We start from the raw sequence: 21520 nt of genomic DNA, 5'->3' as shown, positions 1-21520 counted from the left end.
CCCGGCGGCCTCCGCGCCCGCGGTCAGCCGGTCAGGCACCCGCCGTGACGGCGGGGTCCCCCGAGGACGCGACGGGCCCGGCACGCGCGCCGGGGCGGCGCGTGCCGGGCCCGTCAGGGGCCGGGGAGGGCTACTCCCACTCGATGGTGCCCGGGGGCTTGCTGGTCACGTCCAGCGCCACCCGGTTGATCTCGCGCACCTCGTTGGTGATCCGGTTGGAGATCCTGGCCAGGACGTCGTAGGGCAGACGCGACCAGTCCGCGGTCATCGCGTCCTCGCTGCTGACCGGGCGCAGCACCACGGGGTGGCCGTAGGTGCGGCCGTCGCCCTGCACGCCCACCGAGCGCACGTCGGCGAGCAGCACCACCGGGCACTGCCAGATGTCGCGGTCCAGCCCGGCGCGGGAGAGCTCCTCGCGGGCGATCGCGTCGGCCTCGCGCAGGACCTCCAGGCGCTCGTGGGTCACCTCGCCGATGATGCGGATGCCCAGGCCCGGGCCGGGGAAGGGCTGGCGCCACACCATCTCGGGCGGCAGGCCCAGTTCCTCGCCGACCCTGCGCACCTCGTCCTTGAAGAGCTCGCGCAGCGGCTCGACCAGGGTGAACTGGAGGTCGTCGGGCAGGCCGCCCACATTGTGGTGCGACTTGATGTTGGCGGTGCCGGTGCCCCCGCCGGACTCCACCACGTCCGGGTACAGGGTGCCCTGGACGAGGAACTCGACCTCGGCGCCCTCCTCGCCGCTCTCGGCGACGACCTCGCGGGCCGCCTGCTCGAACACGCGGATGAACTCGCGGCCGATGATCTTGCGCTTGCCCTCGGGGTCGGTGACGCCCGCCAGCGCGGACAGGAAGCGCTCCTGGGCGTCCACGACCTTGAGCTTGGCGCCCGTGACCGCGACGAAGTCCTTCTCCACCTGCTCGGCCTCGCCCTTGCGCAGCAGGCCGTGGTCGACGAACACGCAGGTGAGCTGGTCGCCGACCGCGCGCTGTACCAGGGCGCCGGCCACGGCCGAGTCCACGCCGCCGCTGAGGCCGCAGATGACGCGCTTGTCGCCGATCTGCTCGCGGATCCGCTCCACCTGCTCCTCGACGATGTTGACCATCGTCCAGGTGGGGCGGCAGCCCGCGCCCTCGTACAGGAAGCGGCGCAGTACCTCCTGGCCGTGCTCGGTGTGCAGGACCTCGGGGTGGAACTGGACGCCGAAGAGGCGGCGGTCGGTGTCCTCGAAGGCGGCGACCGGGGCGCCCGCGGTGCTGGCGGTGGTGGTGAAGCCCTCGGGGGCGGCGGTGACCGAGTCGCCGTGCGACATCCACACCAGCTGCTCGGCGGGCATGCCCGCGAACAGCAGGGACTCGGTGACCGCGGACAGCTCGGTGCGGCCGAACTCGCTGAGGTCCGTCCTGGCCACGGTGCCGCCCAGGGCCCGGGTCATCGCCTGGAAGCCGTAGCAGATGCCGAAGGTGGGCACCCCGGTCTCGAACAGTTCGGGACCGAGGTTGGGCGCGCCCTCGGCGTAGACCGAGGACGGCCCGCCGGAGAGGATGATGGCCTTGGGGTTCTTGGCGAGCATCTCCTCGACGGGCATGGTCGAGGGCACGATCTCACTGTGCACGTGGCATTCGCGGACGCGCCGTGCGATCAGCTGCGCGTACTGCGCGCCGAAGTCGACGACGAGAACGGTGTCGAACGTGCTCTCAGCACCAACGGACACGACGGAGGACCTTCCGCAGGAAGTACAGGGATGTCCGCCCAGTCTAGGCCGTTCCCCGTGCTCGGGCGCGCGCCGGAGGGTGTGCGCTCCCGCTCAGCCCGCGGACCCCGGGGGTCGGCCGACTGCCGGCGCCAGGCGCCGCGGCAGGCCTCCACCGTGTGCACGGCCCTCCAGCCCAGGCCGCGGGCGGCCGGGTCCCGGAGGGGACCCGGCCGGGCGGGGTCAGGGGCGTCCCGGCGGGGTGCCGCGGCGCACGTCCAGCCACAGCACCTGCGGGTCGTGGTCGCTGGCCTGGTCGTGGTACTCGGAGTTGATCCGGGAGATCCCGTAGTCGACCCGGTCCGCGACGGCGGCGTTGACCAGGATGTGGTCCAGCGCCTGGGAGTTGCCGTCGAAGACGTAGTTGTAGCGCTCCTCCTCGGGCAGGTCCTCCATCGGGTTGTACATCGGACCGTCCGCGGTGAGGATGTCCAGGGTCCGGGAGAACTGGAAGTCGTTGAGGTCGCCCATGACCACCAGGTTCGCCTCCGGGTCCACGGCCAGCAGCTCCTCGGCGAACTCGCGGACGAGCTCGGCCTGGGCGGCCCGCTGGGGCTCGCTGGTGCGGTTCGGCGGCTGGTTGACCCCGTGCAGCGGCTGGTCGCCGCCCTTGGAGTTGAAGTGGTTGGTGACCACGTAGATGTCCCGGTTCAGGGAGCGGAAGTGGCCGACCAGAGGCTTGCGGCTGGACGCCCAGGCCTCGTCCTTGGGGCTGATCCGGCCCGGGGAGACCGACAGCTCGGCGCCGCGCCGGCCCTCCACGACCTCCACGGCGGTGGTGGCGTCGCCGCCGGGGCGGTCGACGAACTGCACGGTCTTGGGGTTGAAGAGGAAGGCGTTGCGGATGTTGCCGCCCGGCTGTCCGCCGTCCTGCTTGTCCTCGGGGCTGATCTGGCGCCACTCGTAGGAGGGGCCGCCCTGCGCCTCGACCGCCGCGACGAGCCTGTCCAGGGTGAGGTCGGCGTCCACGGTGCCGTCGTCGACGGGGCCGTTGTTGTCCTGGATCTCCTCCAGGCCGATGATGTCGGGCGAGCTCAGGTACCGGACGATGCCCGTGGCCAGCTCGTCGAACTTGCCCTGGTCGTCCAGGGCGTCGAGGTTCTCCACGTTGTACGTGGCGATGCTGACCTCGTAGCGCTTGCCGTCGCGCAGGCCGGTGCGCTCCAGGTCGCCGGACACGTGCTCGCCCAGGGTGGTGGCGCGGACGAGGTAGCCGCCGTAGCGGCTGTAGTAGACGGGGCCCTCGGTGACCCCGGCCAGGGTGTCGCCCACGTTGGCCTGGGGGAAGGGGTGCCGGGACAGGTCCAGCAGCGACTCGATCTTGACCCGGCCGGAGTTCTGGTCCTGGTAGGAGGCGTACCGGGTCCCGCCGTTGGCGGTGGGGTTCTGCCCGGGCTTGGTGGTCACCCACAGGGCGGAGTAGGGGTCGCTGGCGCCGACCACGGGGGCGTCCTCCACCCGGACGAGCATGTGCTCGTGCGCGGCCCAGAAGTCCAGGGCGTAGGTGTCCGGTTCCAGGGTGAGGCCGGAGATGTCGCCGCCGTGGTCGGGGGCGTACGCCTCGGGGATGGTGTCCTCTTCCAGGAGGAGGGACTCGGGCGGGGTGTTGCCCGAGGACACGACGGTCCAGCGGGCCTGGTCCAGCTGGGTGATGGTCTGCGTGCCGGAGGCGGGGCGGTACTCGCTCACCCGCCCGGCGGCCACGACCTCGTCGCCCACGGCGACGTCGGGGGTGGTGGACCCGGTGAAGACGAACAGCGCCTCGCTGGTGCGCGGGTCGCCGTCGCCCTCGGTGTCCTGGAACCAGAAGCCCCGGGCGCCGCCGAAGGGGTTGACCGCGGTGACCACGCCGGGCAGGCCCGCGACCTGCTGTCCGGCGTAGGGGGAGGTGCGGGTGGTGCCCTGGACGTCGTGCACGCGCAGGTCGCCGGGCTCGACCGGCTCCTCGGGCTCCTCCGGGCCGCCGCCCCCGCCGGGGGTCCGGCCCGCGGAGTTGGTGGGCGTGGGGGTTCCGGCGGTGAGGTCCGCGCCGTTGTCGTCGGTGTCGGTGAACCCGGCGTCGCGCGCGGCGGAGGTGGTGTTGTCCAGCCGGGGGGCGGCCGTGCCCTCGTGGACGACGGCGGTCCCGTAGCCGACGATGTCGACGACGTCGGCGTCCTCCGCGCACTCGTCGGCGGTGCGGCAGGTGACGGGGGCGGTGCCGCTCACGAGCAGGACCGTGCCCGAGGCTGCGGCCATGTTGGCGCCGCCCGCGGCGTCGGGGTCGGGCAGTTCGACGGTGCCGCCCGCGCCCGCCGCCTGGCGGACGAGGTAGTGCCCTCCGGCCGCGATCTCACCGTTCAGGGCGGTGACCTGCGCCCGCGTGGTGGCGCCCGGGCTGGCGGGCAGGTACTGCACGCTCCAGCCGTCGAGCGAGACCGCCTCGGCGGCGGGGTTGCCCAGTTCGACGAAGTCGTGGCGCAGGTCGGCGCCGCTGTTGCCGCCTCCGCCGTAGACCTCGCTGATCACCGGGGTGGCGGTGTCGGCGAGGACGGCCGGTGCTCCCGCGAGGCTGGCGCCCAGGAGTACGGCCGCCGCGGCGGACGTGGACGCCGTCAGGCGCCCGGGTCGGTTGGGGAACACATCTTCTCCGAAAGTGACTGGGGGTTGGGGCGGTGCGCGCCCGGACCGCCGTGCGCGGGCTCTTCCGCGGGGCGTGCTCCGAGGCGTGCACATCATGGCCTTTTCGGATGTCCGAACGAAAGAGAGTGCGTGAAAAGCAGGCGAAGTAGGGCTCAGTTGGGAGGATCGGACCAATCGACCGCCGCTCCCCTCCGGGAGGATCCTCCAAGGACCTCCCGCTCCCCTCCCGGCGACGTGGCCACCGCCCCGGCCGAGGCGACCGCCACGCACACCACCGCGAGCCACTGCGGTGCTGTTCCCCACACCGGACAGTCCGCCGCCCGGTGACCGGCGCTTCGACCAGCGCCCGCTCCTGGACGAGCCGCAAAACCTGCTGGTGCCCGAGGGCCACCCCCTGGCCGGACGGGACGGGGTGCGGCTGGAGGAGGCGGCGCACGAGCACTGGATCGCCTCGCCCGAGCGCGCCGACCAGTACCGGCTCCTGCTGTCCGCCTGCGCCTCGGCGGGGTTCACGCCGCACGTCGCCCACGGCGCCAGGGAGTGGTTCGCGGTCTCCGCGCTGGTCGCGCACGGGTTCGGCGTGTGCCTGGTCCCGCGGCTGGCCCCGGTCCCGCCGGAGCACCCGGTGCGGCGGGTGCTCCCGGCGGAACGGGTGTCCGCCGGGCGCACCGCCTACAGCCGGGGGTCGACCGGCTCCGACTCCAGGGCCAGCACGGCGAACACCGGCTCGTGCACGCGCCACAGCGGTTCGCCGCGGGCGTGCCGCTCCAGGGCCTCCAGGCCCAGCTTGTGCTCGCGCATGGCCAGGCCGCCCTTGCGGCCCACGTTGCGGTCGCGCAGGACCTCCAGCCGCTCGGGGTCGGTGTAGTCGGGGCCGTAGATGATGCGCAGGTACTCCGGACCGCGCACCTTCAGCCCCGGCTGGACCAGGCCCTTGCGGCCCTCGGCGCGGGCGCCCAGGACCGGCTTGACCACCATGCCCTCACCGCCCGCGGCGACCAGGTCGCCCCACCAGTCGGCGGCGGCGGCGCACGCGGCCGGGTCGGTGGTGTCCACGACGCGGTAGCGGGTGGAGCGGACCAGGCCGCTGGCCTCGGCCAGGCGTTCGGCGGTCGCCATGTGCCACAGGTGGTCGGCGTCGCCGTACTCCCGCCCCTCGGAGGCCAGCACCATGAACGGCGCGTACAGCAGTCCGGCGGTGCCGTCGGTGTCCCAGGAGTAGCGCCGGTAGACCCGGCTGAACTCCTCCACCTGCTCGGTGCGCCGCGCCACCCGGTCCGCCAGGCCGTCCACGGGCAGTCCGCGCCCGGCCGCGGCGGCGAGCGCCGAACCGGCGGCGGGCAGGGCGGCGCGGGCCGCGGCGCCCACCGACGCGTACTGCTCGCGGATGAGCGATCGGGCCTTGGCCGACCACGGCAGCATCTCCCCGTCCAGGGCGATCCAGTCGGTGCCCAGCCGGTCCCACAGCCCGGCGTCGGTGACCGCCCGCCGCAGCTCGTCCACCACCCGCGCCCGGAGCGCGGGGTCGCCGAAGAACGGACGCCCGGTGCGGGTGTAGACGGTGCCCAGCTCACCGGGGACGAACCGGCGCTCCGCGGCGGCCTCGTCACGGCACAGCACGGCGACGGCGCGCGAGCCCATGTGCTTCTCCTCGCACACGACCTCGCCGACGCCGCTGCCCCGGAAGGACGCGAAGGCCTCCTTCGGGTGCTCCAGCACGCCGGGCTCGGCGGAGGTCGGGGCGGGCGCCATGGTCGGCGGCAGGTACAGCAGCCAGCGCGGGTCGACCGCGAAGCGGCTCATGGCCTCCAGCGCGGCCAGGGTGCTGCCGGCGTCGGTGCGCACGGTCCCGTACCGCGTATGGACGGCCAGACCGGGCCGGGGGCCTCCGACACCGACGTCGGTGGCGTCCACGGAGGCGTCGGGGCGCTCGGCCTCCGTGGACGCGCCCCCGGCCAGGGGCCGGACGGGCTCGTACCAGGTGCGGTGGGCGTCCACGTCGACCAGCTCGCGCTCCGGGTAGCGCAGCGCGGTGAGCCTGCCGCCGAACACGCAGCCGGTGTCCAGGCAGATGGTGTTGTTGAGCCACTCGGCCTTGTCCATGGGCGTGTGCCCGTAGACCACGGCGGCCCTCCCCCGGTACTCGCGCGCCCACGGCAGCCGGACCGGAAGACCGTACTCGTCGGTCTCGCCGGTGGTCTGGCCGTACAGGGCGAAGGCGCGCACCCGCCCGGAGGCGCGCCCGTGGTACTCCTCCTTGAGCCCGGCGTGCGCGACGACCAGGGCGCCGCCGTCCAGGACGAGGTGGCTGACCAGGCCGTCGCAGAAGGACAGCACGCGCTGGCGGAACTCCTCGCTCTCCCGGCCCAGCTGGTCCATGGTCTCGGCCAGGCCGTGCGTCAGCTGGGCCCTGCCGCCCTTGAGCACCCGGACCAGCTTGTTCTCGTGGTTGCCGGGCACGCACAGGGCGTCGCCGTCGGCGACCATGCCCATGACCAGGCGCAGCACGCCGGGGCTGTCGGGCCCCCGGTCCACGAGGTCTCCGACGAACACCGCGGTGCGCCCCTCGGGGTGGCGGGCGCCGACCGGGCGCCCCCGGTCGTCCCGGGAGAGCGCGTAGCCGAGCCGGCCGAGCAGTTCCTCCAGCTCCTCCCGGCACCCGTGCACGTCGCCGACGATGTCGAACGGGCCGGAGAGCTCGCGGCGGTCCGACCAGGCGCGCTCCAGTTCCACGGTGGCCGCGTCGATCTCCTCGGGCCCCGTGAGCACGTGGACCCTGCGGAAGCCCTCGCGGCTGAGCCGCCTGACCCCCTGCCTGAGGTCGCGCCGCTGGCGGCGGATGACGTGGTCGCCGAAGTCGCGGTCGGGCCGGTGGCGGTTGCGCTCCCGGGCCAGGGCCTCGGGGACGTCCAGCACGATCGCGGTGGAGAGCACGTCGTTGTCCTTGGCGATGCGCACCAGCTGGGCCCGCGCCCCGGACTGCACGTTGGTGGCGTCCACGACGGTGAGCAGCCCCCGGCGCAGCCGGATGTCCACGATGGTGTGCAGCAGCGAGAACGCGTCCGCGCTGGCGGACTGGTCGTTCTCGTCGTCGCTGACCAGGCAGCGGCAGTAGTCGGAGCTGATCACCTGGGTGGGCTTGAAGTGCCGGGCCGCGAAGGTGGACTTGCCGGAGCCGGACACCCCGACGAGCACGACGAGCCCCATCGCGGGCACGGTGAGCACGCGCGTCGCGGGGGCGGTCTTCTCGGGTGTGTTCATCGGGTGAGGACTCCCATCTGGGTCGGGGCTCCGGTCTCGGGGTGTTCGGGCCCCACCGGCACGTGGCGGACGCGGTAGCCGTAGCGGTCGGCCACCCGGTCCGCCCACAGGGTGAACTCGGCGCGGGTCCACTCGAAGCGGTGGTCGCTGTGCCGCAGGCGGCCCTCCTCCAGTCCCTCGTAGTGGACGTTGTACTCGGCGTTGGGCGTGGTGACCACGACGACCCGGGGCCGGGCGGCGCCGAACACGGTCTCCTCCATGGCGGGCAGCCTGGACGGGTCCAGGTGCTCGACCACCTCCATCAGCACGGCGGCGTCGTAGCCCTCGAAGCGCTTGTCCCGGTAGACCACCGAGCCCACGAGCAGCTCCGGACGGGCGGCCGCGTGCTCGGTCCCGCCCGCGGTGTCGGCGAACAGGGGCCGGTGGCGGCCGCGCCCGCGCGGGTCGCAGCCCGGGCAGAGCCTGCGGTGGGCGTGTTCGAGGCTGGCGACGCTGACGTCCACGCCGGTGACCCGGCCCAGGGAGGGCTCCCGGACCAGCCGCTCCAGCAGCTTGCCCGAGCCGCAGCCCAGGTCGAGGACGCTGGCGGCGTTCTCGGCGCGCAGTACCGCCATGACCGCGCCCGCGCGCTGCTCGGCGAGCGAGGGCTCGCGCTCCCCGCGGCCCGGGGCGGCGATCCGCTCCTCGGCGGCCTCCTCCACGGCGGGGTCGTCCCCGGCCTCCTCGGGCAGGTCGTCGGCCTCGGCCAGGCGGGCCAGCGCGGTCCGCACGTAGCTCTCGCGCCGGTTGAGGTAGCGGCGGGTGATCCAGGCGCGTTCGGGGTGCGCGGCGAGCCAGCCGGAGGCGTGCGCGCCGGGGTCGTCGCCGCCCTCCGCCGCCCCCTCCGAGGCCGCGTCCGCCAGTCCCCCGGCCCGCAGGAGCTTGTCGACCTCGCCGCGGTCCACCCAGTAGTGCTTCGTGCCGTCCATGGCGGGCAGCAGCACGTACAGGTGGCTGAGCGCCTCCGACAGGCGCAGGGTCCCGGTGAGGGTGAGCGAGAGGTAGTGGGAGTCGCCCCAGCCGGGCAGCCCCGGGTCCAGGGGCACCGGCTCGGCCAGCACCGACCAGCCCAGGGGCTCGAAGAGCGCCCGCGCCCGGTCGGCCCCGCCCCGGCAGGGCACCGCGGGCAGGCGCAGCTCCAGGGGGATGGGGGTGCGCGCCAGTTCGGGGCGCTGTCGGCAGGTGCCCCGGAGGGCGGACCGCAGGACCCGGCCCAACGCCACCGTGAACAGGGAGGACGTCGCGTAGGGGCGGTCGTTGACGTACTGGGCGAGGGAGAAGTCGGGGGTGCTCACCGACGTGCGCGCGCGCAGCAGCGCCTGCGCGTCCACCTCCAGCAGGAGCGCCGCGGTACAGCGCTCCTCGGTCGCCTCGGGGTAGAAGACGTAGGCGGTCCCGAAGGACTGCTCGAAGCCCTGCACGCGGTCGGGGTGCTTGTGCAGCAGGTGGCCGAGGTCGGTCGCCGGGCGGGCCGTGGTGGTGATCGTCAGTAGCACCCGTGCATTGTGACCGGGTTCGGAGCCGGGTGGCGAGTGCTTTTCGGTCCGGCGGGTCCGGGCCGGTGTCCGCCTCCGGCGGGCTAGGCGGCGGCGCGGCGGCGCAGGAACCAGGCCGTGCCGCCGAGGACGGGGGCGAGGATGAGGGTCTGGGCGGCGGCCAGGGTCCACAGCGACTCCACCAGGTCGGACAGGGGCGAGCCGGGGGGAAGCCCGCTCACGGCGGAGATCCACAGCATCCACACTCCCCCGCCCAGCAGCAGGTAGAGGGGGGCGGCGACCAGCGCGGTGGTCCGGGGGCGGGGCATGCGCAGCAACCGGACCAGGGGCCAGACCAGAAGCGCGGCCACGGGCAGGGGCAGCAGGATCAGGGCGATCCCCGCGCCGATGTTGGCGTCGGGGGTGGTGTGGCCGATGTCCAGGAGCCGGCTGGCACCCCATCCGACGAGGTGGCCCAGGGCGACGGCGGCGAGGGCGGCGGCCGCGGCGGCGAGCGGGACGCGGGGGGCGGGGGTGAGGGCTCGTTCGTTCATACACCCCAATCTGCCCGGCGCGTCCCCGGCGCGCCTGAGTAGGCGTACTCAGCCGCGGGAGGCGTACCCGCCCGCCGCAGGCCCGGCGCCGAGGCTCAGAGCGGGGGCGGGACGTCGGGCGCGCGGCCGGGGTCCACCCCCAGTTCGGTCAGGGTGCGGACCAGCTCGGCGGTGGGGTCGCCGAAGAACGACCACGGCAGGTCGCAGCGCACGGTGCCCACGGCGGTGAGGTGCCAGCGGGCGGCGTCGGTCATCCCGGCCCGGTGCAGGGCCCACCCGAACAGGTGGTGCGCCTGCGCGTCGCGCGGGTGCGGGACGGCGGCGGAGACCCAGTCGCGGGCGAAGGAGAAGAGCTCCCGGGCGGCCTCGCCGTGCAGGCGGCCCAGGGCCTGCTGCACCACGAGCTCCATGCTGCCCTCCCCGCGCAGCCGCGCGCGCTCACGGCGCAGGAACTCGGCGTGCGCCAGGGCGAGCACCGCGGGCAGCGGGCTGCCCTCGGGCGCGGTGTCGGCCACAGAGCCCGCGAAGGCGAACATCTCGTCGGCCGCCGCGGCGGCGGGGGTCCCCGCGTCGGCCACGGCGACCGAGCGGACCCGGGTCACGTGCGCGGAGAACAGGTGCGGTGCCCGGGCCACGGTCTCGCGCCAGGTCCGGTCCCGCTCCGACCGGGGGGCGCGCAGGGCCAGCTCGACCCTCTGCAGCCCCTCCCAGGCCACCGCGTCGTCGGAGCGCAGCGCCACCGCGGCCTGCAACGTCTCCCTGGCCTCGTGCAGCGCGGCGGAGGCCGCCTTGGTCTCGGCCGTGGAGACGGCCGCGGGCCGGTCCAGCGCCCGCGCCAGGAGGGCGTAGCCCAGCCACAGCACGGCGTCGGCCCGGTCGGCGCCGTGCTCGACGAGCACGGCGACCTCCTCGGGGCGTTCGGCGGCGGCCCGGCCCAGCTCGGCCGCCCGCAGCGTGCGCAGCTCGGGGTCCTCCCGGCTCTCCACCAGCAGGGGCACCCCGGCCTCGGCGTCGCCCTCGCGCACCGCCTCGCACACGGTCCGCAGCCCGGGGTCGGCGGCGAAGGGTTCCGGCAGCAGGAGTGCCCCGATGTCGTCGCTGCGTGCCGCCCTGCCCGGTCTGCGTCCGAAGTGCCACATGTCAGCTGAGCGTAGCGGGCGCGGGGCCGGCGCCCGACCTCCGCCGGTGGTTGACCACCTGCAGGGTGATCAGGGCGGTGCCCAGGACCGAACCGGCCAGGACGAACCAGCCGGGGGCCGCCGGCGCCGACAGCACGAGCCCGAACAGGGCGCTCCACTCGGGGGCGACCATGACCAGCGCGGCGGCCAGGGCCAGGGCGAGCCGCTCCCCCACCGGGGTGCGGCGCAGGAAGTGGCCCTCGATCGCGATCGCCGCCGCCGCGAGCGCGACGCAGCCGCTGAGCACCGCGAGGACGAGGTCCGGGACCGGGCCGTCGAGGACCATGAGCGCGGAGTAGGCCATCAGCAGGGGGATGAGGTAGAGGCCCTTGGCGAACTTCCACGCCGACAGGCCCGCGCGCATCGGGGTGGCGTTGGCGATGCCGGCGGCGGCGAAGGCGGCGAAGGCCACGGGCGGCGTCACGTTGGAGTCCTGGCTGTACCAGTACACGATCATGTGCGCGACGATCACCGCCAGCCCCAGCTCCTCCAGGGCGGGGACGGCCAGGACCGCGAGCACCACGTAGGCGGCGGTGACCGGCAGGCCGATGCCCATGATGAGGGAGGTGAGGGCGACCATGAGCAGGGTGAGCAGCAGGCTGCCCGCGAACGCGGTGACCAGCACGTTGGACAGCACCAGGCCGAGCCCGGTCAGCCCCACCATGCCGACGATGACGCCCGCCACCGCGCAGGCCACCGACACCGGCAGGGTGTTGCGCGCGGCCAGCACGAAGACCTCCAGGAAGTCCCGTGGTGAGAGCCTGCTCCCGGCGCGCAGCATCGCCACCAGCAGCAGGGCGCCGCACGCGTACAGGCCCGCCCGGGTCGGCGGCACGTAGTTGAGCAGCAGCACGATCAGCAGTACGAGCGGGGCGAGGAAGTGCCATCCCGCGCCCATCACCGCGCGCGGCGTGGGCAGGTCCGCGTCCCTGGTGAGCCCGACGCCGTGCTTGCGCGCCAGGATGTCCACGAACAGGAACATGACGCCGAAGTACATGAGCGCCGGGATGATCGCGACCTTGACGATGTCGGCGTAGGGGATGCCGGTGCGCTCGGCCATGATGAACGCGCCCGCGCCCATGATGGGCGGCAGGATCTGGCCGCCGGTGGAGGCCGCCGCCTCCACCCCCGCCGCGTCGTGCCGGCGGTAGCCGACCTTGCGCATCAGGGGGATGGTGAACGGCCCGGTGCTGACCACGTTGGCGATGGCGCTGCCGGAGACCGAGCCCATCAGGGCGCTGCCCAGGACCGCGCCCTTGGCGGGGCCGCCGACCATGCGCCCGGTGAGCACGTAGGCCAGGCCCACGAAGAAGTTGCCGCCCCCGGTCTTGGACAGCAGCGCGCCGAACAGGATGAAGACGAACACGAAGGTGACGACCACGCCGAGGGTGAGGCCGTAGATGCCGTCGCCCAGGTAGCTGTGGGTGGCGATGCGCTGGATGGTGGCGCCGGAGTGCCCGAACTGGCCGGGGATGAGCGGGCCGATCCACGCGTAGAAGACGAACCCGGCCACCATGGCGACCATGACCAGGCCCACCGCGCGGCGGGTCGCCTCCAGCAGCAGGACCATCGCGGTCAGGCCCATGATCCAGTCGGTGTCGGTGTAGGCGCCGGCGCGGGAGGCCAGTTCGGCCTGGAACACCATCGGGTAGCAGCTGACCGCCACGGTGGCCGCGATGAGCACGAGGTCGAGCACCAGCGCGGGGACCGAGCGCCCCGCCCGGCCGGGCAGGGCCGGTTTGACGAGGAACACCAGCACCAGGACGAACATCAGGTGGATGAGCCGCTGCTGGCGGGCGTCGAACCCGGCGCGGAGCGCGATGTAGAGCTGGAAGAGGGTCAGCGCGGCGGCCAGGAGCACGACCGCGGCGCCGACGACGGAGGCGAGGCGGCCCTCGCCCCAGCGCTCGGTGGCGAGCCGCCTCCAGACGGGGTCGCTGTTCTCCCGCTCGCCCTCCACGTCGGGCAGGGGTTCGGCGGAGGTCACGGCCCCGGCGCCTCCGGTCCGGGGGTCGGTTTCGGGTGCGTCGGAGGTGTCGCCCCGCGCCTGGGACGTGTTCTCAGCCATGTCTCTTCCTCGGTGGTGTCGGTGGGGCCGGACGGCGGCGGCCGCGGAGGGCGGCGCGCGGGGGGGCGGGGGGTCAGCACTCCGGTTCGGGGGACCCGCCCCACAGCAGTTGGAGGGCGGAGGCCCGGACCGGTGCGACGGCCACCGGGCGGGCGGCCAGGCACGGGGAGAGCCGCACCTCCTCGCGGGGGGTGCGGAGGCGGTGGTCGACGGCCGGGGCGCCGACCCTGATGACCAGTTCGGGGCCGATGTCGCGGTCGATCCCCTCGACCACCCACCACCGGCCGTCGGCGCGCCCGGTCCCCTCCCCGGGGATGTGGCCCATGCCCGCGCCGAACTGGCGGACCCGGGTGGCCTCGACCACGAGGCGCCCGTCGCGGACGCGCAGGTCCTCCTCGATGGGCAGGCCGTCGATGGAGTGGACGTAGGCGATGGTGAGGCGCTCCCCCTCGGCCAGGGAGAGGTGGCCGATCGTCTCGCCCGCGTCGCTGATCCGCAGGGCGGGCCAGAGGGGGAGCAGCAGGGCGGCGAGGACCGCGGCCAGGGCCGCGCCGCCCGACCACGGCGCGGCGGCCCGCGGACGCCGGGGGGCGGCCCCGGCCTCCGCGGGTCCGCGGACGCTCACGGCGGGCGTCGTGTCCATCGGCCGGGTCCCTAGGGACGCAGGTCCTCGGGGATCTCGACGCCCTGCTCCTCGTAGAAGCGCAGGGCGCCGGGGTGCACCGGGACGGGGCTGTTGACGATGGTCTCGGGGACGAGGTACTCCTCGGCGGGCGCGTACACGTCGACGATCGTGTTGACGTGCTCGAACATCGCGGCGGTGATGTCGTAGGCCTGGTCCTCGTTGAACTCGCCCGGCACGACCAGGGCGTTCCACACGGCGATGGTGGGCACGTCCTCGTCCACGCCCGGGTAGGTCCCGGCCTCGATGACGTGCTCGGTGTAGCCGCCGTAGCCGTTGACCACCGCGGCGCGCTCGTCGTCGCACAGCGGGATGAGCGCGACGTCGTCGGTGGTGCCGAGCTCGGTGATCCCGGCGTGGCCCTCGCCGACCACCCAGGAGCCCGCGTCCAGCTGGTTGTTCTGCAGGGCGCTGGCGGTCTCCGCGTAGCCGAGCTGGTCCAGCTCGATCTCGGTGCTGGCGATCTCCAGGGACTCGAAGACCTGCCGGGTCGTGGCCTCGTTGCCGCTGCCGACGTCGCCGACGGAGTAGCGGGTGCCGACCACGTCGGAGAAGCACTCGAAGCCCTTGTCCTCGGCGATGGAGTCCAGGGTCACCGCGTGGAAGACGTTGGGGTAGAGCACGGCCAGCGCGTAGGTCTGGATCGGGGCGCCCTCGAAGTCGGCCGTGCCCGTGGCGGCCTGGTCGGCGGCGTCGCCCTGGACGATGGCCAGGTGGCCGCTGCCGGAGCCGAGCAGGCGCAGGTTCTCCACCGAGGCCCCGGTGGCCTCCACCGAACCGGTCTGGCCCTCCAGGTTGTCGCCGATGATGGTGCTCAGCGCGCCGCCGATCGGGTAGTACACGCCCGCGGTGCCGCCGGTGACGATGCTGAGCTGGTTCTGGACGGGACCGCCGCCGATCCCGGCCTCCTCGCCGCCGCCGGACTCCGCCGGCTGGGCGCAGCCTGCGAGCAGCAGCGCGCTGAGGGGGACGGCGGCCAGGGAGGGTGTCGGGCGTCGCATGGGGGTCCTCTCGGGTGCTTCGGGGGTGGGGCGGGAACGGCGCTCGGGCGCCCCGGACGGGGGGTGTGACAGGCGCCACTCCGCTGACCAGCAACGTAGCGGCCGTCCCCGCGAAACCCGTAGGATCCGGCGGCGGATTTGAGCCTCCCCTGAGGTTTCGTCCGCGTTGCTAGGCTGTGGCCATGGTGCGGTCCCCCACCCGACGGCTCGGTACGGCCGCCGGAGCCCTCCTCGCCCTCCTGGCCGCCGCCGCCCTGCTCACGTGGTCGCAGCCGCGGGCCGCCGAGCCGCTCCGCCTGTCCGTGGGCACCGGTGGCACGGGCGGGGTCTACCACGTCTACGGCGCGGGCCTGGCCCGGGCCGCCGAGGCCCGTCCCGGCACCGAGATCGTCGCCCTCACCACGGCCGCGAGCGTGGAGAACAACCGCGTGGTCGCGGCCGGGGGCATGGACGCCGCCTTCACCCTCGCCGACGTGGCCGCCCTGGCGGTCGCGGGCGAGGAGCCCTTCGAGGAGCCGCTGCCCATCGCGGCCGTCGCGCGCCTGTACGACAACCACACGCACCTGGTGGTGCGCGCGGACTCCCGCTACCAGACGGTCGCCGACCTGGCGGGGAGCACCGTGTCCGTGGGCGCGCGGGGCTCGGGCACCGAGATGATGGCCGAGCGCCTCCTGGCCCTGGTCGGCCTGGACGCCGGGGGCGGCGGGGCCGCGGAGGGCGGGGTGACCCGGGTGCAGCTGTCCATCGGCGCCTCGGCCCGCGCACTGGAGGCGGGCCGGATCGACGCGTTCTTCTGGTCCGGGGGACTGCCCACCCAGGCGGTCTCCGACCTGGCCGGGCGCACCCCGGTCCGGCTGCTGGACCTGACCGAGCACGTCCCGGCACTGATCCGCGAGTACGGCGAGTACTTCTCGGACCTGCCGGTGCCCGCGGGCACCTACCCCGGGGTGCCCGCCGTGCGCACCATCGGCGTGCCGAGCCTGCTGGTGGTCAACACCGCCATGCCCGACGCCACGGCCCGGGAGCTGACCCGGCTGCTGTTCGACTCTCGCCCGGAGCTGGTGCGGTTCCACCCGGTGGCGCTGCACCTGCACCCCCGTTCGGCGATCGCCACCCTGCCCGTTCCGCTGCACCCGGGCGCGGCCGCCTACTACCGGGAGGTCAAGTACGCCAACGACCCCGGAGCCGGCGGCGGGGGCTGAGGCCCCGGGCTCACAGCGGCAGGCGGATCCGGGCGTCGATCCCGTGCGGCTCGGCGGGCCGCAGCGACAGGTCGGCGCCCTGGAGCTCCAGCAGGGTGACGACGATGGACAGGCCCAGCCCGGAACCGCCCACCCCGTCGTGCCCGTCCCGCCAGAAGGGGCGGGCGGCCTGGTCCAACTGGGCCGCGGGCAGACCGGGGCCGTCGTCCACCACGTGCACGTCCACGTGGCCCGGCCCGTCGGGGCCCCCGGGCACCCGGTGCGTGCGCACGGTGATCCGCACGCCCGGTCCGCCGAACTTCAGGGCGTTGTCGATGAGCGCGTCCAGGGCCTGGTCCAGGGTGCCCTCCACACAGCGGACGCGCACGCCCTCCTCCCCCTCCCGCACCAGGACGGCCCCGGCGCGCTCGGCGATCGGCGCCCAGGACACCACGCGCTCCTCGACGACCTCCGCGACGTCCTCCCAGACCACGGAGTGCTCGGCGTCCTCGGTGCGGGCCAGGGTGAGCAGGCTGTCGCAGATCCGGCTGAGGCGGTCCACCTCGTCCAGGGCCAGCCGGTGCTCCGGCGCTCCCGCGGGGGTGAGGTGGCGGGACAGGGAGTCCACGCGCAGGCGCAGGGCCGCCAGCGGGTTGCGCACCTGGTGGCCCGCGTAGGCGACGAAGGTGCGCTGGCTCTCCAGCATCGAGGCGATGGTGTCGGCCATCTGGTTGAAGGACTCCCCCAGGCGGCGCAGCTCGGCCGGACCGGCCGCCGTGCGCACCCGGGTGCCCAGGCTGCCGCCGCTGACCGCCCGGGTGGCCTCGTCGAGGTCGTCGATGGGGCGCAGCACCCAGCGCGTGAGGGGGCCCGCGGCGGCGATGCCCGCCACCATCAGGGCGGCCACGGCGGCCCAGGCCACGCACCACTGGGCCAGGGTGGCGCGGCGCAGCGCACCGGTGGGCGAGGCGGTGACGGCCGCGCCCACGACCTCGCCGGAGCGGCCGATGGGCTCGGCCACGATCAGCGGGCCGTCCTGCCAGGGGTAGACCACCGTGTCCGAGCCCATCCGGTTGCCCGCCAGCGCGGTCCGGACGGCCTCGGGGAGCTCCCCGCCGGAGTCCTGGGCGGGGTCCAGGGTCGCGAGGGTGGCGCCCTCCCGGGAGGCGGCCACGACCCGGCCGTCCCGGTCGACGATGACGACGGGGATGCCGTACAGCTGGTCGTAGGCGGTCAGCTCGCCGGACAGGGTGCCCGCCGCGCCGGTGAGCACGCTGGGTTCGGCGAGTCCGGCGAAGCGCGCGGTGTCGTTGATCCGGTCCAGCAGCATGTCCGAGGTGCCGCGGGCGGCGATGCTCCCGCACAGGGGCAGGGCCAGGCCCAGGCAGGCCGCGACCAGCAGGGTGACGTACACGGTCAGCACTCGTTGGCGCATCGCGGTGCTCCGGGGCGGGGTCAGGGGCGCCGGACGGCCGCGGCCGGGGAACCCCCCGGAGCGGCCGCCGGAGCCGCGCCGGGGGCGTCCTCCACCGCGGTCAGCCGGTAGCCGACCCCGCGCACGGTCTCGATGAGCCCGGGGACGTCGAGTTTGGAGCGCAGGGTGCCGATGTGCACCTCCAGGGTGCGCAGGGTCCCCGGCCAGGAGGTCCGCCACACCCGCAGCAGCAGCTGTTCGCGGGGGACCACGGTCCCGGCCTCGCGCAGCAGCGCGACGAGCAGGTCGAACTCCTTGCGGGTGAGATCGACCGGCCGGCCCGCGCGGGTGACGGCGCGGGTGGCGAGGTCCACCCGCAGGGGCCCGGCGACCAGGGGCGCGTCGGCGCGCTTGCGGGTGCGGCGCAGGACCGCCTCCATCCGCGCGCACAGCTCCTCGATGGCCAGCGGTTTGACCACGTAGTCGTCGGCGCCCGAACGCAGGCCGCGGACCCGTTCGCGCTGCTGGCCGCGGGCGGTGACCATGATGACGGCCGTGTCGCCGACCCCGTTGCGCTCGCGCAGGCGGGCGCACAGTTCGACGCCGTCCATGTCGGGCAGGCCGAGGTCGAGCAGGACGATGTCGGCGGGCGCGGCGGCGAGCGCCCCCTCGGCGGTGCGCACCTGGTCGACCGCGTAGCCGTGGGCCTCCAGGGCGCCCGCGAGGGCGTCGGCGAGTCGGACGTCGTCCTCGACGAGCAGCACCTTGATCATGGGTTCGCGTCCTCGGTGTCCGTGCGGGGGGCTGGTACCGCACCCTAACCGGACACTGTGCCGCGAACCACACCCGCGTGGCCCCGTGCAGCACGGCCCGCCGCGCCGGCGGGGTGCCCTCCGGGGCCTCAGGCGCGGATGACGCGCGCCTCCGGGACGATCTCCGGCGCGCCGTGCTGGGCGGCGTCCGCCTCCTGGTCGGTGTCCTGCTCCTGGGCGGCCCGCTCGGCCTCGATGCCCTTGCGGTAGTACTCCACCTCCCGCCGGACCTGCTCCTCGGTCCACTCCAGGGGGCCCGCGAGCAGCTCGGCGGCCTCCTGCGCCGCGGCGATGCCGCGGTCCCAGGTCTCGAAGGAGATCCGGGTGCGCCGGGACAGCACGTCCTCCAGGTGGCGGGCTCCCTCGGCCTCGGCCGCGTAGACGACCTCGGCCCGCAGGTAGTCCTCGGCGTGCGCGAGGGGACGCCCGAGGTCGGGGCGCTCGGCGACCAGGTCGAGCAGGTCGTGCACGGAGGAGCCGTAGCGGCGCAGCAGGTGGCTGATCCGTGAGACGTGCAGCCCCGAGTCGCGGGCCAGCCGGTGGCGCTGGTTGCGCAGCGCCCAGTAGCCGTCGGCTCCCACCAGGGGCAGGCGCTCGGTGACCGAGCCCGGGATCGCGCCGCCCAGCCCGTGCGCGACGGCGTCGACCGCGTCCTTGGCCATGACCCGGTAGGTGGTGTACTTGCCCCCGGCGATGAGGACCAGGCCGGGCACGGGGTGGGCCACCGTGTGCTCCCGGGAGAGCTTGGAGGTCTCCTCCGACTCCCCCGACAGCAGCGGGCGCAGGCCCGCGTACACGCCCTCGACGTCGTCCCTGCCCAGGGGCGTGCGCAGGACCTGGTTGACGTGGTCCAGGACGTAGTCGATGTCGGCGCGGCTGGCGGCCGGGTTCTCCTTGTCCAGGTCCCAGGCGGTGTCGGTGGTGCCGATGATCCAGTGCCGCCCCCAGGGGATGACGAACAGGACGCTCTTCTCCGTGCGCAGGATCATGCCGGAGGAGGCCTGGATGCGGTCGCGCGGCACGACCAGGTGGACGCCCTTGGAGGCGCTGACGTGGATCTGGCCCCGGCCGCCGACCATCTCCTGGATGTCGTCGGTCCACACCCCGGCGGCGTTGACCACCTGGCGGGCCCGGATCCGCAGCTCGTGCCCGGTCTCCAGGTCGGAGACGGTGGCGCCGACGACGTGCTCGCCCTCGCGCAGGAACCCGACCGCCTGGACCCGGGAGGCGATGTGGGCGCCCAGCCCGGCCGCGGTGCGCAGGACGGTGGTGACCAGGCGGGCGTCGTCGACCTGGCAGTCCCAGTACTGGATGGCCCCGGCCAGGGCGCTGCGCTTGAGCGCGGGGAAGATCCGCAGGGCGCCGGAGCGGGTCAGGTGGCGGTGGGAGGGCAGGCCGCGGTTGTTGCGCGAGCTCAGGGCCAGGGTGTCGTAGAGGGTGACGCCCGCGCCGATGTAGGCGCGCTCCCAGTGGTGGGCGAAGGGGAACAGGAAGGGCACCGGGCGGACCAGGTGGGGGGCGATGGTGGTGAGCAGCAGACCGCGTTCCCGGAGGGCCTCGCGGACCAGCGCGATGTCGAACTGCTCCAGGTAGCGCAGTCCGCCGTGGATGAGCTTGCTGGAGCGGCTGGAGGTGCCCGAGGCGAAGTCGCGGGCCTCGACCAGGCCGGTGGACAGTCCGCGCGAGACCGCGTCCAGGGCGATGCCCGCGCCGACGATGCCTCCCCCGACCACGAGGACGTCGAGTTCCCTGTCGGCCATCGACGCGAGCGCCTCGGCGCGCCCCTTGGGTCCCAGCCAGGTGGTAGCCATCCGTCTCCTCCGTCTCGATGGGGGCTCTCCCGGGCCATACCCGCCCCGCGCCCGTGTCCATCCGGGAGGGCCCCAGGCTAACCGTGCGGCGGCGGGCCGGGGGTCCGCCGCCGCGGCGTGTCCCGGGGTCACCTTCCGCGCGGGGCCAGGGCGAGGAGTGCGGCGGCCGGGGTGAGGGCGCCTCCGGCCAGGGAGGCGCCGGCCAGCCCCGCGCCGGAGGCCGCGACGGCCAGCAGCGCGGCCAGCCCGACCGCCGCACCGGTCTGCTGGGAGGCGGAGACCATCGCCGAGCCCACGCCCTGCTCGGCCTCGGGGACCCCGGCCACCGCGAACACGGCCGGGTAGACGGTTCCGGCGGTGGCCCCGAGCAGGACCACCGCGGGCAGCACCGCCCAGTAGGAGTCGGCCGCGACCGCGGCGGCGAAGGCCAGCCCGGTCAGGCCCACCCCCGCGGTACCGGCGAACAGGGTGCCGCGGGTGCCCTGGCGGTCGAGCAGCGGGGGCAGCAGCAGCGAGGAGCCGAGCATGGCCGCCGCTCCCTGGGGCAGGAAGCCCAGCCCGGCCGCGAGCGGGCTCAGCCCCAGGGTGGTCTGCACGTGCGTGGTGTACACGTAGTGCAGGGTGTTGACCGCGCCCATGAGCACGAAGATCAGCGCCATGGTGACCATCAGCGGCCGGTTGGCGAGCAGGCGCGGCGGGCGCCGAGGCGGTCCACGGCCCGACCGCCCAGGAGCAGGAAGCCGCCGTAGCCGAGGGCGAAGGCGTTGACCGCCCACTGGAGCGCGGCGGGGGCCAGGCCGAAGGCGGCGCCGATCTCGGGCAGCGCGATGTAGACGATGTTGAAGTCCACCGGGAGCGCGAAGTGCGCCAGGACCAGGACGGCCAGCGCCAGCCGGGCGCGGCGCGGTGAGGGTTTCTGGGGCGGCGGCCCGGTGGCCCGGGACGGGTTCTGCGGGGACGCGGTGTCGGACATGGGGGCGGGCGCTTCCGCAGCGGCCGAACCTTTTAGTTCAACACTGGAATATTCAGCACGAGAGTAGATGAAACTACTTCAATGCGCAACATTCCAGCGTGGTAGCATCTCGGCATGAGCGAACACGAGTGCCTCGACTCCGCCGAGGAGCGCACCTGGGACGCCGCCACGCTGGCCTTTCGACTGCTGGACCAGCGCGTGGAGCAGGACCTCCAGGAGGAGACCGACCTGCCGCTGACCTACTACGAGCTGCTCGTGCTGCTCTCCAAGGCGCACCACAAGTCACTGCGGATGAGCGACCTGGCCGCGCTCACCCACACCCGGCCCAGCCGTGTCTCCCACGCGGTCAAGAAGCTCGCCGAGGCGGGGCTGGTCAGGCGGGTGCACTGCGAGCACGACCGCCGCAGCTGGTTCGCCGCGCTCACCGACACCGGGCAGGGGGTCCTGGACCGGGCGGGCGCGCGGCACGTGCGGAGCATGCGGGAGAACCTGTTCGACGTGCTCAGCCCGGAGCAGCGGGACCAGCTGCTCGACATCAGCCGGACCCTGCTCGCCCGTCTGGCCCCCGACAGCGCCCTCGCCCGGAGCCGGCCCCCCGCCCGGGAGGAGCGGGCCTCCGCACCGGGAGAGCTGGCCGCGCGCGGCTGACCGGCCGTTCCCTCAGGGGGCCGCGGAGACCTTCCCGGCCGGGGGGACCTT

General features: G+C 74.6%; 16 protein-coding genes and 1 pseudogene. 3 read left to right on the top strand and 14 right to left on the bottom strand.

The features are described 5' to 3' along the window. Nucleotides 1-130: 130 nt before the first annotated feature. Together guaA and FYW95_RS20430 are read right to left on the bottom strand one after the other, a co-directional pair. Nucleotides 131-1711 (bottom strand): glutamine-hydrolyzing GMP synthase, encoded by a 1581-nt coding sequence (gene guaA, locus FYW95_RS20435; RefSeq protein ID WP_159943907.1) that lies wholly within the window; start codon nucleotides 1709-1711, stop codon nucleotides 131-133. Between the two features lie 222 nt (nucleotides 1712-1933). Next, the gene (locus tag FYW95_RS20430) at nucleotides 1934-4372 is read right to left on the bottom strand and encodes an endonuclease/exonuclease/phosphatase family protein (protein WP_160050654.1); all 2439 of its coding nucleotides are present in this window, start codon (nucleotides 4370-4372) and stop codon (nucleotides 1934-1936) included. 289 nt (nucleotides 4373-4661) lie between these two features. On the opposite strand from FYW95_RS20430, the pseudogene FYW95_RS28660 reads away from it, so the two are divergent. Further along, nucleotides 4662-4973, top strand: a pseudogene (locus tag FYW95_RS28660) (LysR substrate-binding domain-containing protein); the annotation flags it as partial. Between the two features lie 71 nt (nucleotides 4974-5044). On the opposite strand, the gene FYW95_RS20420 reads toward FYW95_RS28660, so the two are convergent. The 7 genes from FYW95_RS20420 to FYW95_RS20390 all read right to left on the bottom strand — a co-directional run bounded on the left by FYW95_RS20420 (nucleotide 5045) and on the right by FYW95_RS20390 (nucleotide 14630). Further along, complete coding sequence (locus FYW95_RS20420) at nucleotides 5045-7633, bottom strand: polynucleotide kinase-phosphatase (protein WP_159943909.1); 2589 nt, start codon at nucleotides 7631-7633, stop codon at nucleotides 5045-5047. After that, a complete protein-coding gene (locus FYW95_RS20415; RefSeq protein ID WP_159943910.1) occupies nucleotides 7630-9168 on the bottom strand; it encodes a 3' terminal RNA ribose 2'-O-methyltransferase Hen1 in 1539 nt (512 codons plus the stop codon). Before FYW95_RS20415 ends, FYW95_RS20420 begins: the two co-directional genes overlap by 4 nt. An 83-nt stretch (nucleotides 9169-9251) precedes the next feature. Then, nucleotides 9252-9701: a transporter gene (locus tag FYW95_RS20410; RefSeq protein ID WP_159943911.1), complete on the bottom strand. Its 450-nt coding sequence runs from the start codon at nucleotides 9699-9701 to the stop codon at nucleotides 9252-9254. 95 nt (nucleotides 9702-9796) lie between these two features. Continuing rightward, on the bottom strand, nucleotides 9797-10840 hold the full coding sequence (locus FYW95_RS20405; RefSeq protein ID WP_159943912.1) for a hypothetical protein: 1044 nt from the start codon (nucleotides 10838-10840) through the stop codon (nucleotides 9797-9799). 1 nt (nucleotide 10841) lies between these two features. Next, nucleotides 10842-12947: a TRAP transporter permease gene (locus tag FYW95_RS20400; RefSeq protein ID WP_159943913.1), complete on the bottom strand. Its 2106-nt coding sequence runs from the start codon at nucleotides 12945-12947 to the stop codon at nucleotides 10842-10844. A 73-nt stretch (nucleotides 12948-13020) separates the two neighbouring features. Continuing rightward, nucleotides 13021-13590 (bottom strand): DUF1850 domain-containing protein, encoded by a 570-nt coding sequence (locus FYW95_RS20395; protein ID WP_159943914.1) that lies wholly within the window; start codon nucleotides 13588-13590, stop codon nucleotides 13021-13023. Between the two features lie 11 nt (nucleotides 13591-13601). Then, a complete protein-coding gene (locus tag FYW95_RS20390) occupies nucleotides 13602-14630 on the bottom strand; it encodes a TAXI family TRAP transporter solute-binding subunit (RefSeq protein ID WP_159943915.1) in 1029 nt (342 codons plus the stop codon). A gap of 182 nt (nucleotides 14631-14812) precedes the next feature. Here FYW95_RS20390 and FYW95_RS20385 point away from each other — a divergent pair, with 182 nt between their 5' ends. Continuing rightward, nucleotides 14813-15832, top strand: a complete 1020-nt coding sequence (locus tag FYW95_RS20385; RefSeq protein WP_159943916.1) for a TAXI family TRAP transporter solute-binding subunit — start codon at nucleotides 14813-14815, stop codon at nucleotides 15830-15832. Between the two features lie 10 nt (nucleotides 15833-15842). Here the strand turns inward: FYW95_RS20385 and FYW95_RS20380 are convergent, their stop codons facing one another. From FYW95_RS20380 to FYW95_RS20360, 5 genes are all read right to left on the bottom strand, one after another. Beyond that, complete coding sequence (locus tag FYW95_RS20380) at nucleotides 15843-17246, bottom strand: sensor histidine kinase (RefSeq protein WP_159943917.1); 1404 nt, start codon at nucleotides 17244-17246, stop codon at nucleotides 15843-15845. A gap of 20 nt (nucleotides 17247-17266) precedes the next feature. Further along, nucleotides 17267-17998 carry a response regulator transcription factor gene (locus FYW95_RS20375; protein ID WP_159943918.1) on the bottom strand — a complete coding sequence of 244 codons (732 nt, stop codon included), beginning with the start codon at nucleotides 17996-17998 and terminating at the stop codon, nucleotides 17267-17269. 128 nt (nucleotides 17999-18126) lie between these two features. Further along, the gene (locus tag FYW95_RS20370; RefSeq protein ID WP_159943919.1) at nucleotides 18127-19848 is read right to left on the bottom strand and encodes a glycerol-3-phosphate dehydrogenase/oxidase; all 1722 of its coding nucleotides are present in this window, start codon (nucleotides 19846-19848) and stop codon (nucleotides 18127-18129) included. Nucleotides 19849-19976: 128 nt separating this feature from the next. Continuing rightward, nucleotides 19977-20624 carry an MFS transporter gene (locus FYW95_RS20365; protein WP_160050653.1) on the bottom strand — a complete coding sequence of 216 codons (648 nt, stop codon included), beginning with the start codon at nucleotides 20622-20624 and terminating at the stop codon, nucleotides 19977-19979. Further along, entirely contained in the window at nucleotides 20516-20821 is a 306-nt protein-coding gene (locus FYW95_RS20360) for an MFS transporter (RefSeq protein WP_159943921.1), read from the bottom strand. The genes FYW95_RS20365 and FYW95_RS20360 overlap by 109 nt, the downstream gene beginning before the upstream one ends. A gap of 114 nt (nucleotides 20822-20935) precedes the next feature. Between FYW95_RS20360 and FYW95_RS20355 the strand changes: the two genes are divergently transcribed. Further along, a complete protein-coding gene (locus FYW95_RS20355) occupies nucleotides 20936-21469 on the top strand; it encodes a MarR family winged helix-turn-helix transcriptional regulator (protein ID WP_159943922.1) in 534 nt (177 codons plus the stop codon). Nucleotides 21470-21520: the final 51 nt, after the last annotated feature.

The sequence above is a fragment of the Nocardiopsis sp. FR4 genome (assembly GCF_009830945.1).
Classification (GTDB): Bacteria; Actinomycetota; Actinomycetes; order Streptosporangiales; family Streptosporangiaceae; genus Nocardiopsis.
Note: the sequence above shows the minus strand (reverse complement) of the source record. Positions and strands in the feature narration are given on the sequence as shown.

What these genes read in the sequence shown, in the direction of transcription:
- FYW95_RS20395 (WP_159943914.1), bottom strand. Translation starts at nt 13,590, where the DNA reads ATGGACACGACGCCCGCCGTGAGCGTCCGCGGACCCGCGGAGGCCGGG.
- FYW95_RS20400 (WP_159943913.1), bottom strand. Translation starts at nt 12,947, where the DNA reads ATGGCTGAGAACACGTCCCAGGCGCGGGGCGACACCTCCGACGCACCC.
- FYW95_RS20375 (WP_159943918.1), bottom strand. Translation starts at nt 17,998, where the DNA reads ATGATCAAGGTGCTGCTCGTCGAGGACGACGTCCGACTCGCCGACGCC.
- FYW95_RS20380 (WP_159943917.1), bottom strand. Translation starts at nt 17,246, where the DNA reads ATGCGCCAACGAGTGCTGACCGTGTACGTCACCCTGCTGGTCGCGGCC.
- FYW95_RS20405 (WP_159943912.1), bottom strand. Translation starts at nt 10,840, where the DNA reads ATGTGGCACTTCGGACGCAGACCGGGCAGGGCGGCACGCAGCGACGAC.
- FYW95_RS20385 (WP_159943916.1), top strand. Translation starts at nt 14,813, where the DNA reads ATGGTGCGGTCCCCCACCCGACGGCTCGGTACGGCCGCCGGAGCCCTC.
- FYW95_RS20370 (WP_159943919.1), bottom strand. Translation starts at nt 19,848, where the DNA reads ATGGCTACCACCTGGCTGGGACCCAAGGGGCGCGCCGAGGCGCTCGCG.
- FYW95_RS20410 (WP_159943911.1), bottom strand. Translation starts at nt 9,701, where the DNA reads ATGAACGAACGAGCCCTCACCCCCGCCCCCCGCGTCCCGCTCGCCGCC.
- FYW95_RS20420 (WP_159943909.1), bottom strand. Translation starts at nt 7,633, where the DNA reads ATGAACACACCCGAGAAGACCGCCCCCGCGACGCGCGTGCTCACCGTG.
- FYW95_RS20390 (WP_159943915.1), bottom strand. Translation starts at nt 14,630, where the DNA reads ATGCGACGCCCGACACCCTCCCTGGCCGCCGTCCCCCTCAGCGCGCTG.
- FYW95_RS20355 (WP_159943922.1), top strand. Translation starts at nt 20,936, where the DNA reads ATGAGCGAACACGAGTGCCTCGACTCCGCCGAGGAGCGCACCTGGGAC.
- FYW95_RS20360 (WP_159943921.1), bottom strand. Translation starts at nt 20,821, where the DNA reads ATGTCCGACACCGCGTCCCCGCAGAACCCGTCCCGGGCCACCGGGCCG.